This window comes from Pontibacter pudoricolor (genome assembly GCF_010092985.1).
GTDB classification, from domain to species: domain Bacteria; phylum Bacteroidota; class Bacteroidia; order Cytophagales; family Hymenobacteraceae; genus Pontibacter; species Pontibacter pudoricolor.
The window spans coordinates 3,093,289-3,107,749 of the sequence record NZ_CP048106.1 but is presented as its reverse complement, the minus strand read 5'-3'; the positions used below and the strand labels follow the sequence as shown (position 1 = coordinate 3,107,749).

At 46.1% G+C, this 14,461-nt stretch carries 13 protein-coding genes; 6 read left to right on the top strand and 7 right to left on the bottom strand.

Annotated elements, in window-relative coordinates; all coding sequences use genetic code 11:
- Nucleotides 1-211: 211 nt before the first annotated feature.
- Nucleotides 212-1,459 (bottom strand): ABC transporter permease, encoded by a 1,248-nt coding sequence (locus GSQ66_RS13495; RefSeq protein ID WP_162427944.1) that lies wholly within the window; start codon nucleotides 1,457-1,459, stop codon nucleotides 212-214.
- A gap of 183 nt (nucleotides 1,460-1,642) precedes the next feature.
- Between GSQ66_RS13495 and queA the strand changes: the two genes are divergently transcribed.
- From queA to GSQ66_RS19165, 4 genes are all read left to right on the top strand, one after another.
- Complete coding sequence (gene queA, locus GSQ66_RS13490) at nucleotides 1,643-2,689, top strand: tRNA preQ1(34) S-adenosylmethionine ribosyltransferase-isomerase QueA (protein ID WP_162427943.1); 1,047 nt, start codon at nucleotides 1,643-1,645, stop codon at nucleotides 2,687-2,689.
- A 94-nt stretch (nucleotides 2,690-2,783) separates the two neighbouring features.
- On the top strand, nucleotides 2,784-3,425 hold the full coding sequence (locus GSQ66_RS13485; protein WP_162427942.1) for a CatB-related O-acetyltransferase: 642 nt from the start codon (nucleotides 2,784-2,786) through the stop codon (nucleotides 3,423-3,425).
- A gap of 52 nt (nucleotides 3,426-3,477) precedes the next feature.
- On the top strand, nucleotides 3,478-4,071 hold the full coding sequence (locus GSQ66_RS13480) for an IspD/TarI family cytidylyltransferase (protein WP_317164199.1): 594 nt from the start codon (nucleotides 3,478-3,480) through the stop codon (nucleotides 4,069-4,071).
- The gene (locus tag GSQ66_RS19165) at nucleotides 3,987-4,166 is read left to right on the top strand and encodes a 2-C-methyl-D-erythritol 4-phosphate cytidylyltransferase (protein WP_317164244.1); all 180 of its coding nucleotides are present in this window, start codon (nucleotides 3,987-3,989) and stop codon (nucleotides 4,164-4,166) included. The genes GSQ66_RS13480 and GSQ66_RS19165 overlap by 85 nt, the downstream gene beginning before the upstream one ends.
- A gap of 269 nt (nucleotides 4,167-4,435) precedes the next feature.
- Here the strand turns inward: GSQ66_RS19165 and GSQ66_RS13475 are convergent, their stop codons facing one another.
- The 3 genes from GSQ66_RS13475 to GSQ66_RS13465 form a co-directional block, all read right to left on the bottom strand.
- Nucleotides 4,436-5,164 carry an ABC transporter ATP-binding protein gene (locus tag GSQ66_RS13475; RefSeq protein WP_162427941.1) on the bottom strand — a complete coding sequence of 243 codons (729 nt, stop codon included), beginning with the start codon at nucleotides 5,162-5,164 and terminating at the stop codon, nucleotides 4,436-4,438.
- Between the two features lie 84 nt (nucleotides 5,165-5,248).
- Nucleotides 5,249-5,470: a DUF2795 domain-containing protein gene (locus GSQ66_RS13470; protein ID WP_007652164.1), complete on the bottom strand. Its 222-nt coding sequence runs from the start codon at nucleotides 5,468-5,470 to the stop codon at nucleotides 5,249-5,251.
- Between the two features lie 275 nt (nucleotides 5,471-5,745).
- The gene (locus GSQ66_RS13465) at nucleotides 5,746-7,065 is read right to left on the bottom strand and encodes a DUF349 domain-containing protein (RefSeq protein ID WP_162427940.1); all 1,320 of its coding nucleotides are present in this window, start codon (nucleotides 7,063-7,065) and stop codon (nucleotides 5,746-5,748) included.
- 333 nt (nucleotides 7,066-7,398) lie between these two features.
- On the opposite strand from GSQ66_RS13465, the gene ettA reads away from it, so the two are divergent.
- Nucleotides 7,399-9,069: an energy-dependent translational throttle protein EttA gene (gene ettA, locus GSQ66_RS13460; RefSeq protein ID WP_162427939.1), complete on the top strand. Its 1,671-nt coding sequence runs from the start codon at nucleotides 7,399-7,401 to the stop codon at nucleotides 9,067-9,069.
- A gap of 459 nt (nucleotides 9,070-9,528) precedes the next feature.
- Here ettA and GSQ66_RS13455 read toward each other — a convergent pair whose 3' ends face one another.
- From GSQ66_RS13455 to GSQ66_RS19060, 3 genes are all read right to left on the bottom strand, one after another.
- Nucleotides 9,529-11,130 carry a serine hydrolase gene (locus GSQ66_RS13455; protein ID WP_238395691.1) on the bottom strand — a complete coding sequence of 534 codons (1,602 nt, stop codon included), beginning with the start codon at nucleotides 11,128-11,130 and terminating at the stop codon, nucleotides 9,529-9,531.
- A 1,049-nt stretch (nucleotides 11,131-12,179) separates the two neighbouring features.
- Nucleotides 12,180-13,148, bottom strand: coding sequence for a zinc dependent phospholipase C family protein (locus tag GSQ66_RS13450; RefSeq protein ID WP_162429066.1), 969 nt, complete (start codon nucleotides 13,146-13,148; stop codon nucleotides 12,180-12,182).
- A 44-nt stretch (nucleotides 13,149-13,192) separates the two neighbouring features.
- Entirely contained in the window at nucleotides 13,193-13,318 is a 126-nt protein-coding gene (locus tag GSQ66_RS19060) for a hypothetical protein (RefSeq protein ID WP_262887830.1), read from the bottom strand.
- A 46-nt stretch (nucleotides 13,319-13,364) separates the two neighbouring features.
- Here GSQ66_RS19060 and GSQ66_RS13445 point away from each other — a divergent pair, with 46 nt between their 5' ends.
- A complete protein-coding gene (locus GSQ66_RS13445) occupies nucleotides 13,365-14,450 on the top strand; it encodes an FUSC family protein (RefSeq protein ID WP_238395689.1) in 1,086 nt (361 codons plus the stop codon).
- Nucleotides 14,451-14,461: the final 11 nt, after the last annotated feature.

The following is a 14,461-nucleotide window of genomic DNA, read 5'->3' as shown; positions in this document are numbered from 1 at the left end:
TACGCCCGCTACCAGAGTTAAGCGACTCGTCGTGTAACTTCGTCTTGCTCGTTTTTCTAAGCTTTGTCATAATAAATTAAATCATCTTCTCGGCAGGGCAACAGTACCCTGCGGCGCTTTTTATCTGGCGCCTTTCATCATCAAAAATATTTAGCGCGCAAAAATGCAGGCAGTGAGGGAGCACTGCAAAAGCGCGGGGTGTAAATTAACTTTATTTAGAGCGGATTGCAATAACAGGATCAAGATTTGATGCCAGCACGGCCGGAATTATACCTGAGAGCATCCCAATCACCGCGGATACGCCAAGCCCCAGCACAATGTTACTTACAGAAAGACTTATCTTCATCATGTCCTGCGGAATAATAGTGATCAGGAACACCAGCAAGATACCAATGCCGCCGCCTATGAGGCTCAGGAACACAGATTCGAATAAGAACTGGAAAAGTATAAAATAGTTTTTGGCGCCCAGTGATTTTTGTATGCCGATGATGTTGGTTCGCTCTTTTACAGACACAAACATGATGTTGGCAATACCAAAGCCGCCTACCAGTATGGCAAAGCCACCAATAACCCAACCGGCAAGGCCAATTACATCAAAAAAGCCGGTTACAGCCTGTGTGGCCATTTCGGGGCGGTTAATCGCAAAGCTATCGTCGTCGCGGGGGCGCAGGCCGCGTATGTTTCGCATCATGCCGCGAACCTCGTATTCCAGTTCCTGCAGGCCTTCGTCTTCTTCGCGGCCTTTTACAGCTATAGTTGTGCCCAAGCCATCCGGGCCGGTATCGTACATTTTACTGAAGGAGCCGAACGGGATAATGCCCATCTGGTCAAAATTGGGCGCACCGAATATGTTTTCGCCCTGCTTTTCTACCACGCCAATCACCCTGAACTTTTGCCCGCCAACTTTAAGTTCCTGCCCGATAGCACTGCCGAAAGGGAAAAGTGTCTCAGCGATCTCTTTGCCTATCACGATCACGTTGCGGGATGCATCAATTTCCTGCGGTACAAAGTAGCGGCCTTCTTCTATCGGAATTTCACTAACCTTGCTATAGTCATATGTTACGCCCATCAGCATGCCGTCCGAGAAACTGTTGCTGCGGTATTTGTAAGTGCTGCCTCCTTTATTTGCAAAAATTGCCACACCGGCATCGTTGGTCAGGTTACGGTCCAGTAGCTTAAACTCACGCACCGTTGTTTCCGGACGCTGAAAATACTTCCACCACGGGTAGCTGCCGCCAAAACTCCACGGCCATTTCTCCACATACAAAACCTTATCGCCAATAAAGCTCATGCTGTCGCGCACGTTCCGTTCCAGAGAGTCTACAAGAGTAAAAACCGAGATAATAGCGAAGATGCCTATAGTTACACCGAGCAACGAAAGTAACGTACGCAGCATGTTGGCACGCAAAGCCTGCCAGGCAAATCGTATGCTTTCTGCAATCAGGCGCAGGTATATCATCGGTTTTTGTGTTATGGAAAGTAAATTTTGTTAAAAGTAACAATATTTCGGTCAAACTGAGTAAATTTGCGGCTCGTTTTTTTGTTTATTGCCGGGTTAATTTTCCGAAACTCCTAAAGGCAACTTCGAGTTATAGTTTAAAGCCTTTTACCCTTTGGAATCCAAATACCGTAATATTTGTCTATGAAATTATCAGAATTTAAGTTCGATCTGCCGGAAGAGCTCCTGGCTACACACCCATCCGAAAACCGCGACGAATCACGCATGATGGTGTTGCACCGCGACACAGGCAAGATCGAGCACCGCATCTTTAAAGATATTTTAGAGTACTTTGATGATGGCGACATCATGGTAGTAAATGATACCAAGGTGTTTCCGGCCCGCCTTTATGGTAACAAAGAGAAGACCGGAGCCAAGATAGAAGTGTTCCTGCTTCGCGAACTGAACAAGGATATCCACCTGTGGGATGTGCTCGTTGACCCGGCCCGTAAGATACGTGTTGGTAACAAACTATACTTTGGCGAAAGCGACCTGGTAGCTGAAGTTATCGATAACACGACGTCGCGTGGCCGTACCATTAAGTTCTTGTTTGATGGCACTGATGAAGAATTCTACAAAACTATAAACGACCTGGGCGAAACGCCGCTGCCACGCTACATTAAGCGCGAAGCTGAGCCGGAAGACCGTGAGCGTTACCAGACGGTGTATGCCAAAAACGTAGGTGCCGTAGCTGCGCCAACTGCCGGCCTGCACTTTACAAGAGAAGTACTGAAGCGCCTGGAGATTAAAGGTGTGGATGTTGCTCCGCTTACATTGCACGTAGGGTTGGGAACTTTCCGCCCGGTTGATGTGGAAGACCTGACCAAGCACAAAATGGATTCTGAGAACTTCAGCGTTCCTGCAGAAACTGCTGAGATGGTGAACAGAGCACTTGACAACAAGAAGCGCGTGTGCGCCATCGGTACAACAACCATGCGTGCGCTGGAGTCTTCGGTATCAGCGAGCAACCGCCTGAAGCCAAACGAAGGATGGACAGACCGTTTCATCTTCCCTCCATATGATTTTAAAATTGCGAATGCGCTGGTTACCAACTTCCATATGCCGGAAAGCACCCTGCTGATGATGACAGCTGCTTTTGGTGGTTATGACCTGGTAATGAAAGCCTACGAAGAAGCTGTAAAAGAGAAATACCGTTTCTTCAGCTACGGCGACGTGATGCTGATTTTGTAAGGTTAACCTTACCAACTTTAAAACAAGAGCCCCGGCCATAATGGTTGGGGCTTTTTGTATCGTTCGTTATAGCAACTACTTAACCTGTAAAACTATGACTGGGCCTGACCCGGGAACTATTAACCCGTTGCCACACCACCAAAAGCTGGTTTTTCTTAAAAACATCATCCAAAACCCTAACATTATAGTTGGTGATTATACTTACTATGACGACTTGGAGGATCCGCTCAACTTTGAGAAAAACGTATTGTATCACTTTGATTTTATCGGGGATAAGCTCCACATAGGAAAGTTTTGCGCAATTGCCTCAGGTGTAAAGTTTATCATGAATGGTGGTAACCACGAAACCAAACCGGTATCTACTTACCCTTTTGCTATTTTCGGAAATGGGTGGGAGAAAATTACAGACGGTGTAGACCTTAAGGAGAAATACCCGACAAAAGGAGATACTACGATCGGTAATGATGTGTGGATAGGGTATGAAGCTGTTATAATGCCGGGAGTGACGATAGGAGACGGGGCAGTGGTAGCCACTAAAGCCGTTGTAACCAAAGATGTACCCCCTTACAGCATTGTAGCTGGCAACCCCGCACAGATTGTAAAGATGCGCTTCCCGGATGAGACGATAGTTAAACTTCAGCAAATAGCCTGGTGGGATTGGGATGCAGAAAAGATAACTCGAAACCTACACCTTATAAACTCAGACGATGTTGAAGCGCTGGCTGCGTGCAAATAAGGGTCTGCAAACTTTCTAACTTTCTAAATTCCAAACTTTCTAACTTTGTGCTATGGCGCAACAACTCCCTGAATATGCGATTATAGTTGCCGGTGGCTCAGGCACCCGGATGCAGCACGATGTACCCAAGCAGTTTATACCTGTGGCCGGTAAACCGATACTGATGCATACGATAGAGCGGTTTCACAACTATAACCCAACTATACGGCTGATCGTGGTATTGCCGAAGGAGCAGCTAACTACGTGGCGGGAGCTGTGTAAAGAGTATAATTTCACCCTGTTCCATATGACGGTGCCGGGTGGAACAACACGCTTTGGTTCTGTAAAAAACGGACTGGATGCGGTAATGGGAGATGGGGTAATTGCGGTGCACGATGGCGTTCGCCCTTTTGTGGAAATTGAAACTATAAAAGCCGCTTTTGAAGCTGCTGCAAACTATGGAAGTGGGGTAGTAGCCGTGTCACCGAAAGACTCTATCCGGGAACTGACGCCCGGGGAAGTAAAGCCGTGCCGCGCGCCAACTATAAACTCATGCAAACCCCGCAGGTATTTAAAGCCGGGATTCTTAAAAAAGCATATAAGCAACCGGAACAGGATTATTTTACCGATGATGCCTCCGTTGTGGAAAGCATTGGAGAAACTATAACCTTAGTGGAAGGTAACTATCGCAACATTAAAATAACAACTCCTGAAGATCTGATTTTGGCTGGGGCTTTTGCGACCAGTGATTTAAAGGATTAAGCTGATTTAACGAGATTTTTGGCTGAACCGCAAATTAGGGGGAATTTTTGGAATTAGCCGGAGTGTAGAGACGCAATATCTTGCGTCTCCGCTATGAAACTTACAGGTCTAATTTAGGAATCACTTTGCCTCTGAAACTATAGCTGAGCGAGTCTGGAGACTCGCGTACACTACGCGTCACCGGTTAGATACCGGATACAGTGTAAATATAGTACCTTACATCTCAACAGTAGAAATCCTGTTCATCCTAAAATCCTGTAAATCGTGATTCAGACAGCTAGCCGCCCAGCCTCCAGAAATTCCTGGTTCGATAAAACAGTTTCCCGGGAGATAACTTCCAACTCAGGTTCCGGTTTAGATAAGTTGATCAGGTAGCCTTCCATCGGGATGAGGTTGTGCAGGTCGTGGGTAATGCAGAGCACTGTTTTATAGGTGTCGTTTACCCAGCTTTGCAGCAGCTTGAATACCTTGTTCTTATAGTATACATCCAATTGCTGTGTGGGCTCGTCCAGCAGGTTTATAGTTGCATCCTGCAGCATTAACTGCGCAAGCCACACCAGCTGCTGCTCCCCTCCCGATAAAGTGGTGAAATCGTGATCCTGTAAGTGGGTGAGCTGTAATTGAGCCAGCACGTTGGCAGCCGTATCGTAATCCGGGGAAGTGTAATGCTCGAAGAACCGTTTCTTCCGGAAAAGACCCATCACAACCAGATCTATCACCTTAATAGAAAAAGAAACGGTATTGCGCTGCGGCAGATAAGAGAGAATGCCTTGTTTGGTAGCGTGCGGCAGTGTTTTCAGGTCGTGGCCCTGTACCAACAGCTCGCCCTTATAAGCCACCTTCTGCTGAAAAGTTTTGAAAAAAGTGGTCTTGCCTGCACCATTATGGCCGATGATGGCAACAAAGGCAGGGGCGGGAATAGAAAAAGAAAGGTTGCGGATAAGAGGACGTGCCTCATAACCCGCAACCAGATTTTTTACTTCAACGATGTTATTCAATGAGTAATGATGAATGATTAGTGAATAATATTCCTGGGGCTACCCAAGGGCAATTACTCATTATTCATTAGTAATTACTAATTATTAATACTCGTCTTCGTTAAACATGAAATCTTCCTTGGTAGGATAGTCAGGCCAGATCTCTTCGATGTTCTCGTAAGGCTGTCCGTCATCTTCCAAAGCCTGCAGGTTCTCTACAACCTCCATTGGTGCTCCCGAGCGGATTGAGTAATCAATTAACTCATCTTTAGTTGCAGGCCAGGGTGCGTCCTCCAGGTATGATGCTAATTCAAGTGTCCAGTACATAGTATGTGTCTCCTTAACTAATTGTTGGCTAGTTTCAAATTGGTTTGCAAAAGTATAAATAAAAATAAAAACAAAAATTTATACTTTGAAAAATTGCTTTTTTCTTTGTTTTTAACAACACAACGCAAATAAATACCAAATGTTTAAATTGAGTAGTTAAATTTTAAATAACAACTATAAATCTGTAACAAAAGCTGTACTAAAGCCTTTTAATACACTTTAAAACAAAAAGCCTGCACGCGGCAGGCTTTTGTAAGATATGGATTCGGGTTTGGTTAGGCGTTGTTGCTATAAGCTCCCAATTGCTCCTTAAACCCTTCTATCAGTTGCTGCTTTGTGTTAATCTTACGCTTAAAGTTCCGGATCTTGCCTTGCAGCATGCTTCTGAAGGTATCGTTGCTTGGCGAGTCACTGAGTTTATCCAGGTTCTCTTCCAATACTTCAAGCTCGCTCTTATCAGATTTTATGAAATCCTTTAAGGCGTTAATGCGGGCATTCAGGCCATCTGCTTCGCTCAGCTTCTCGTTATTAGCCTGCTGGCGCTTGCGTATGTAGTGTTCCAGGCTGCTGGTTTCAAATATCCTGTCGCAGGCTTTTATAAACTGCTCCCACACCTGGTCTGATACCGTAGGGTGCACAGGACCAACCTTTTTCCACTCCGCCTGTAATTCCTTAGCGCGACGAACAGCGTCGTTCAGGTTGTGCTGCTGCAGCAAACCATTCGCCTCATCTACCAGCTGCTTTTTCTTGTCGTAGTTGGTTTCATAAAACTGCTCACGCGAGGCATTCTTCTCGCTGTTTATCTTAACCTTCAGGCGCTCAAAAAAGTGGTTATGTGCTTTCCGGAAATCCAGCCATAGTTTGCTGGTCACCTTGCGCGGCAGGCTGCTGTCTATCTCTTTCCACTGGTTTTGCAGCTGCTTCAGCTTTGCTGTGGTATTTTCCCAGTCGTCGGAGTTCTGCAGCCCTATCGATTGCCTGATAAGGTCTCTGTACTTATCGTAGGCATAGTTCTGCATGCGCTTCTTATCCTCAAAGAAATTTTTCTTACGCTCAAAAAACGCCTCAATCGGTGTTCTAAAGCGCTCCTCAATTTCTTCGGTCAGGTCTTTGTCTACAGGGCCGGTCTTTATCCAGGTAGAGCGAAGTTCTTTTAACTGGTCCGATGCTTCTTTCCACTCAATGCTGTCCTGCAGCGCTTCGGCTTCCTGTATCAGGCCTATTTTAATAGCCAGGTTTTTTCCCCGGTTCTGTTTTATAGTTTCGTTTATATCCTCCTCAGCTTTGCTAAGGATATGGTAAATAGCTTCAAAATCACCAAGTGCATCGTAGTTGCCTACCTGTTCTTTCATATGAAGCACTTTCATCAGAAAGGATCCCTTGTTCTCGGATGACGCTATTCGCTCCAACAGGGAGTTTACTTTTTCACGGAACATTTCAAAACGTCTCGCAAAGTATACTAAGGAGTCGTTTTCAGATTCTTTTACCTCGCCAACCTGGCGTGCCGGGTAGCTCATGAAGGGTTTCAGCCACACCTGCTGGTCCTGAATAAAGCCATATTTCATAGCTTCTTCCAATAGATCGTTGTTTTCCATTTGACTGGATCGGGTTTTGCGTCGAAAAATAGGGTAAGGGCACTTTTTAAACTAACTTTAGCATACGCAGCTTTACCTTTCGTGTTTAATTGAGCACATTCGTAAAAGTGGAGAGATCAAACAGTTTAAAGGCAAACTTGTTGCAAAGCAAGTATAAGTATACTAAACCCAACAGTATTTTACAAGTTTAACGATTTCGTGGCAATATACTGAAGGGTAAATGCATGAATTTTTACGATATTTGTAATTAACACTAAAACCAAAACGATGGCTGAGCATTGTTGTATAAGCAGTTTTGGCATTTCCGGAAGTATAACCTGACAGAACGATAGCATGAGCAACGAAACGATCATTTTCTCGATGGCCGGGGTAAGCAAAGTTTACCCTCCTCAAAAACAAGTACTTAAAAACATTTACCTGTCCTTTTTCTACGGCGCTAAAATTGGTGTGCTGGGCCTTAACGGTTCCGGTAAATCAAGCTTGCTGAAGATTATTGCAGGTGTAGATAAGCAGATACAAGGCGAAGTAGTCTGGAGCCCGGGCTATAGTGTAGGTTACCTGGAGCAGGAGCCGCAACTGGACCCGACCAAAACAGTGCGCGAAGTGGTAGAAGAAGGTGTGGCTGAAGTGGTGTCTCTGTTGAAGGAATTCGACGAGATCAACATGAAGTTTGCCGAGGAGATGACTGACGATGAGATGAACAAGCTCATCGACCGCCAGGGCGTAGTGCAGGAAAAACTCGACCACCACAACGCCTGGGAACTGGATAACCGCCTGGAGCGCGCCATGGATGCCCTGAGAACTCCACCGGAAGATGCCATTATCGGAAACCTGTCGGGTGGGGAGAAGCGCCGCGTGGCCCTTTGCCGTTTGCTGTTACAGGAGCCGGATGTATTGTTACTGGATGAGCCTACCAACCACCTGGATGCTGAATCGGTAGACTGGCTGGAGCAGCACTTAAAGCAGTATAAAGGAACTGTAATTGCCGTAACCCACGACAGATACTTCCTGGATAATGTGGCGGGCTGGATACTGGAACTGGACCGTGGCGAAGGTATTCCGTGGAAAGGCAACTATAGCAGCTGGCTGGAGCAGAAAGCTAACCGACTGGCTAAAGAAGAAAAGACCGAAAGCAAGCGCCAGAAAACATTACAGCGCGAGCTGGAGTGGGTACGTATGGCCCCGAAAGCACGCCAGGCCAAATCTAAAGCCCGTATAAGCCAGTACGACAAACTTGCCAGCGAAGAGGCCAGCAAGAAAGAAGAAAAACTGGAGCTGTTTATACCAGACGGACCACGTTTGGGTAGCCAGGTTGTAGAGGCCCACCATGTAAGCAAAGCCTACGGCGATAAACTGCTTTTCGAGGACCTTAACTTTGCTTTACCGCAGGGTGGTATAGTTGGTATCATCGGCCCGAACGGTGCCGGTAAAACCACACTGTTTAAGCTGATAACAGGCCAGGAGAAACCGGATGCCGGTGAGTTTACAGTTGGCTCTACGGTGCAGATCTCTTACGTAGACCAGGAACACGCGCAACTAGACCCTACCAAGTCTGTTTTTGAAGTGATATCGGGCGGTACGGAACACATGATGATGGCTGGCCGGCAGATCGTTTCCAGAGCGTATGTAAGTAAATTCAACTTCTCGGGCGGCGACCAGGAGAAGAAGGTAGATAAACTATCGGGTGGTGAACGTAACCGTGTGCACCTGGCTATGACGCTGAAAGAAGGCGGTAACTTATTATTACTCGATGAGCCTACCAACGACCTGGACGTGAATGCGATCCGTGCCCTGGAAGATGCCCTGGAAAACTTTGCAGGTTGCGCTGTTATTATCTCGCACGACCGCTGGTTCCTGGACCGTATCTGTACGCATATCCTGGCTTTTGAAGGCGAGTCGCAGGTATACTGGTTTGAGGGTAACTATAGCGAATACGAAGAAAATAAAAAGAAGCGCATGGGCGATATAGAGCCAAAGCGTATCCGTTACAAAAAGCTGGTTTAGTACAGTTTTTATATAGTTTAAAAGGCTCGCTGCAATACCTGCAGCGAGCCTTTTTCTTTTTGCATAACTCCCGCCGTTAACCCACCCGGCTTATTGCCTGCCACCTCATCAAAACAGAAGGAGTGTTACATTTTAATGACAGATAATTGCATTATAATAATTATAATTTGTCTGTTTGGAGTTTCTTTTAACCTAAGCTAACAAATTGATAACAAGGCACGTAGCCCATAATATAAAGACAGCCAAAGGGATAAATCAGTGTTTAACGATTAAAGGTTGTTTATGATGAAAAACGTTTACCAAAATCAAGATGAGTTAGCTTACTGGATTATCGCAGGATATTTCGCCGCTGTTGGCGTTATTGCAATGTTGGTTTCCTAAGTTAATAGTTCCGTAGGGAAATACAAAAGCCGCACCCGTAAGTGCGGCTTTTGTATTTATAGTTGCCTTTGCCTGAGGCTATTTTATACGTTCAAATTTAAGCTCATCAAAATGAAAATCAGGGTTGTCGGAGTCTAAGCGCATCTGGCTTATAGTTCCGTCTTCGCCTACTAGGAAGCGCACGCGCGTTGGTGTTAGCAGGGCAAAATCGTTTTTCCAGTCAAGGTCAAAAATATCGTGCTGCCAGTAGTGTAAGGTGCCTCCTAAAGTTTGTGCCGGTTCCAGTTGTATATCCAGTTTGCCATTTTTTAAGCTAACTGTAGCATTACCATAGAGTTGGCTGTGGTATGTGCCGGTATAAGCGCTCAGGTCCATAGTAGGCTTGCTCTTATGCTTTTTCTTTTCTTTAGGCACTTTTGCCGCCGCTTCGGCCTGTTCTTTTTTAGCTTTTGCCATCATGTCCAGGGTAAACTGGCTCCAGTCACGGCCGTTCTGCATACCAAAGAACTGGTCTAATGTATAGTTGGCAATCGGTGTCATAATGCTGCTCATGCTGTTGGTAAGAATCACAATACCCAGTTTTTCTTCTGGCACCAGTACCGTGCGGCTGTTCATGCCTTCGTGGCCACCACCATGGTAAACCATTTTACGACCTTCGTAATCGCTCACGAACCAGCCCAGACCTGTCGCATTAAAGTGTGTGGATGGCGTAAACTCTTCAGCTCCTTTTGATACTGGTATCGGATTATGGGCCTGCCACATATGGCGGCTTGTATTCTCAGAGAAAATCTTGATGCCTTTGTAGTTACCACGGTTCAGTTGCAGGCGCATCCACTGGGCCTGCTGATTTACGCTTGTAAAAATACCGGCAGCGGGATTCCAGTTGTCCCAGGCATTTAGTGTGGTGGCTACAGGCTTGTCATCTTTATCAAAACCATGCGGCGAAGCCACGTTCTGCACACCTTTCAACTCGTTTACCGAAGTATAAGAACGGTTCATGCCCAATGGCTGGAAGAATGTTTCTTTGATATAGTTTTCCCAGGTTTTGCCGGTCACGTTCTCGATCACCTGGCCAGCCGTAATAAACATCACGTTAGAGTAACCATATCCATCCCTGAAACCATAAGCAGGCTCCAGGTACTGCATTCTCCGGATGATCTCTTCTCGGCTATAGTTGGTGTTGTACCAAAGCAGATCGCCGCTAAACGTTTTTAATCCGGCGCGGTGGCTCAGCAGATCTTCTATCGTCAGGCTCTCGGTAACGTAAGGGTTATACATCTTCAGGGAAGGGATGTACTTGTTCACTTTGTCCGTCCATTTTATTTTACCGGCATCTACCAGTGTAGCAAGTGCAGCCGAAGTGTAGGCTTTAGTATTTGATGCGATTCCAAAAATAGTGTTGGCATCTACCTGTCCGCCGGTTTTGTTGTTAAGCACACCATAACCTTTGGCAAAGATCACAGAGTCGTCTTTTACAATTGCAATGGCCATGCCGGGCACGTCCCAGTCTTTTAAGGCTTTCTGGTAATAGGCATCGAGTTTGGTTATAGTGGCAGCCGTATTGGCTTTCTGGGCGAAAGCGGGCTGCAGCAACAGGCAAAAAACAAGGCACAGCCATGTACAGCTGATGCGGGAAGTATAGTTTATGTTCATGAAGAAGAATGTTTTAAGGTGCAGCAAGATAGGGATTTTTGGAGTCGCAGGAAAATGAAGGTTATAAGAGGCGTTTTGAATAAAGTTCATCTTATTATCACTTCCTCCCAGTCATCTCTAGCGTTAGCCGAGGGATCTTATATGTCCTATAGTTTTTCTTTTGTCATTTCGAACATTCTTGAGACGCGAGTCGGAGCGAACCAGCGTAGCTGTGAGACATCTTATGTGCCTTATAATTCTTATTTTGTCATTTCGAACAAAGTGAGAAATCTGGGTTCTATAGTTAGTTATAGTTGCAGCTGGAACCAAGCCTTTTCTTTCATAGCCTTCTTTAATCCTGGGAGCTTTACTTACCTATCTTTCTATAGTTGGCCTTGGTGCCCTCACGGCCGGGAGGCCCCGTCTTCGGGCATCGCGCTGCTGCTTTCTTGCTACCCTCGTACCTCGGGTTGCCTGGCGGCACCGCAACAAAGCAAAGGCGCTCAACCCAAAGACTGTGATCTTTCGCATAGCTACTTTTGTCTATAGTTTGAACCGGTTAAGCTTCGAGATTTATCGTGGTTGTAATTCCGCAGGGACAGGTCGCGACCTGTCCGATCTTGGTCTGTAACTATAGAACCATAACTCAAACTATAGCAAACTCAGATTTCTCCCGCTGGTCGAAATGACAGTTGGGCAAGCAGTAGCAGAAAAGTCCCCCTTCGAAGGGGGCAGGGGGATGACAAACGGAAACTATAGAACTTACAGGTTACTATAGAATGAAACGACCCTGCCCTCAAGGGGACTACAGGGCTGTTAAAAGGCAACTATAAAACAATATCTTTAACTATAGCAACAACGAAATTCCCCTCTTGGGAGGGCAGGGGTGGGTTAAAACAGCAACTATAAAACTATAGCGTAAACTATAACAGCAACCAAAAGCTCCTTCCCCTGTTTTGGGGTAGGGGCCCTCGATAAAAGGGGAAGGCTGGGAAGGGGTAAAACGCTAACTATAGAACTATAGCCACAACTAAAGCACTAGCCCAATCCCAAAAATCCTTTAAATCTCACTTAATCCTGGTTCAGACAAGTTTAACCTAATTTTCCTCTCTTGCTTTATGCGGACCAGTCTCGTATTCTTTCTTCTCCATTTCCAGGCGGTGCAGTTCTTCGGGAGTTAATGATGTGGCAAGTGTTCCTAAACTTGGCTGACCGGCATCTACCCAGGCTGTGTACCAGTAACTGGCGACGGCTTGTACCGCTAAGCGCATCTGCCGCTCTACCTGGCCGTTCAGTTTTCTGCTGTATGCTTCCGAAAACTCTCTAGAATACACACGGGTAGTCAGGTTATTGCGGAGCTCGAAACCGTACTTCTTTTCTTCATCGAAATCTATAGTTAGCTGGCGCTCAAATTGCAGCACAGAATCCAGGGCAATGTTGGCGCTTGCCACCAAGTCCCAGGCTCTAAGCTGCGGGTTGGTAATGTACTGGGCAGGACCTACAAAAAAGTCATAGTTATCAGAAAACAGCTCCGGTAACCGCGACTCCCAGAAAGCATGTATGCCGCGCTGGCCGGTAAGCTGCCCGTTATAGTTACTGGTAGTGTGTAGTGGCACGCAGGCGTCGGCAATGTAGTGGCCCAGATCAGATGAGACCCGGAGAATCTTATCTAAATTTCGTTCTTTAAAAGCCTGCGTGAGCTGGTACTTCATAAAGTTGATGTGCCAGGGAACAATGCCATAGGCCATCAGGGTGTCTTCTGTAAATTGCGCGACGGCCGGCTGCCAGTAACGGGGCAGTTTATACAGGGCGCTGTCGCCGTACATGTCCAGGTCTATGTAGTGGCGCGGGGCTTCGCCTGAAACAGCATAACGGCGCTTGTCGGGGTTAACGGCATTCTCGGTAATGTAACGGATGTGCTTTTTATAGAACCCGACCATTTCGGGAGGCAGTGCAAACACAGCCAGCCGGTTAATGCGCTGGTGCGCATAAAAGCCCCAACTATAGCTGTGCAAAGGCAGCAGCACTGCAAACAATACAAGTATAGCTTTTATAGTCCGGGCCATAATTGCCATGTACGGTACAAACCTTCAAGTTGATTTGAGACAATTTAATCTTCCCCGGAAAGGTCTTCTGTTTTCAGAACTATAGTTAAGCCCAGGCCTGAGTACACACCCTGGTCTCTACCAATTGCTGAAGTGTGGCTGGCGCTGAAACTTAATTTGTGATCGTGCACAAAACAGGTAAACAACTTAACCTATACCTTTGAAACCAGTTAGATAATGAGAATACGTTTAACAGGTATGCCGCATATGTTAAAGCAGCTTTTCGAATTCAGACAAACAGACCGGAAATGGCATCTGCCTGTTCTGGCTGGTATTTGTGTGGGTATTCCGGTATTGGCCGGTTACTTTACTGATAATTTACAGGATGGTAAACTGGTTTCGATGGCAGCACTGGTTATCCTGTACATACAATCCCAGAGTATTGCCCGGCGCATGATCGTGCTGATGGCCAGTTCGTTCGGGATTATGGTGTCGTATGCGGTGGGAGCTTTGTTTGGTTTTAACCCGGTGGTGGCATCTATAGTGCTGGGCTTGTATGCTTTTACAGTTCACCTGGTGCTTTATTATCTTAAAATGGTGCGCCCGCCAGGCAACTTCTTTTTTATCATGATCGCATCGGTTGCCATCTCTTTGCCGCATAACCTCGCAACAGTGCCCCATAACATTGGGCTTGTGGGTATCGGAACAATGATTTCGTGCCTTTTGGGTTTGGTTTATAGTTTGGTAACCTTAAGAAATATCCGCTCTGCTGATGAAGTTATAACCGTAACCAAAAACCAGTATATCAATTTTTTAGAGTCGGTTACGTTCGGGTTTTTTGTGGCTGTTTCGCTGCTCATTGCACATTTAATGAAACTGGATACTCCTTATTGGGTGCCAACTTCGTGTGCAGCTGTAATGCAGGGAATTAGCGCAACACATATCTGGCAACGAAGCGCACAGCGAGTATTGGGTACGTTTATCGGGCTGGTGCTTACGTGGTTTATCCTGTTGCTAAACCCATCTATGCTTACCATCTGTCTGAGCATTATCCTGTTGCAGATAATTGTCGAGTTTTTGGTAGTGCGCAACTATGGCATTGCGGTTGTTTTCATTACTGTGCTTACCATTTTTCTGGCAGAGACCGGAACCGCTTTAACTATAAACCCAGGTGAGTTGATCAAGGCCCGTTTCTTTGATATTTTAACCGGTAGCGTAATTGGGGCAATAGGCGGCTGGATACTCTTCAACGAAAGGCTTCAATTCCTGGCAACAAGGCATATCCGTAAAACAAGAATATCGCTGGCAAAGCGGAAGTTATAGTTTAGGTCACA

Coding starts and splice junctions, on each gene's coding strand:
- GSQ66_RS13495 (WP_162427944.1), bottom strand. CDS start 1,459: ATGATATACCTGCGCCTGATTGCAGAAAGCATACGATTTGCCTGGCAG.
- queA (WP_162427943.1), top strand. CDS start 1,643: ATGAAATTATCAGAATTTAAGTTCGATCTGCCGGAAGAGCTCCTGGCT.
- GSQ66_RS13485 (WP_162427942.1), top strand. CDS start 2,784: ATGACTGGGCCTGACCCGGGAACTATTAACCCGTTGCCACACCACCAA.
- GSQ66_RS13480 (WP_317164199.1), top strand. CDS start 3,478: ATGGCGCAACAACTCCCTGAATATGCGATTATAGTTGCCGGTGGCTCA.
- GSQ66_RS13470 (WP_007652164.1), bottom strand. CDS start 5,470: ATGTACTGGACACTTGAATTAGCATCATACCTGGAGGACGCACCCTGG.
- GSQ66_RS13465 (WP_162427940.1), bottom strand. CDS start 7,065: ATGGAAAACAACGATCTATTGGAAGAAGCTATGAAATATGGCTTTATT.
- ettA (WP_162427939.1), top strand. CDS start 7,399: ATGAGCAACGAAACGATCATTTTCTCGATGGCCGGGGTAAGCAAAGTT.
- GSQ66_RS13450 (WP_162429066.1), bottom strand. CDS start 13,148: ATGGCCCGGACTATAAAAGCTATACTTGTATTGTTTGCAGTGCTGCTG.
- GSQ66_RS13445 (WP_238395689.1), top strand. CDS start 13,365: ATGAGAATACGTTTAACAGGTATGCCGCATATGTTAAAGCAGCTTTTC.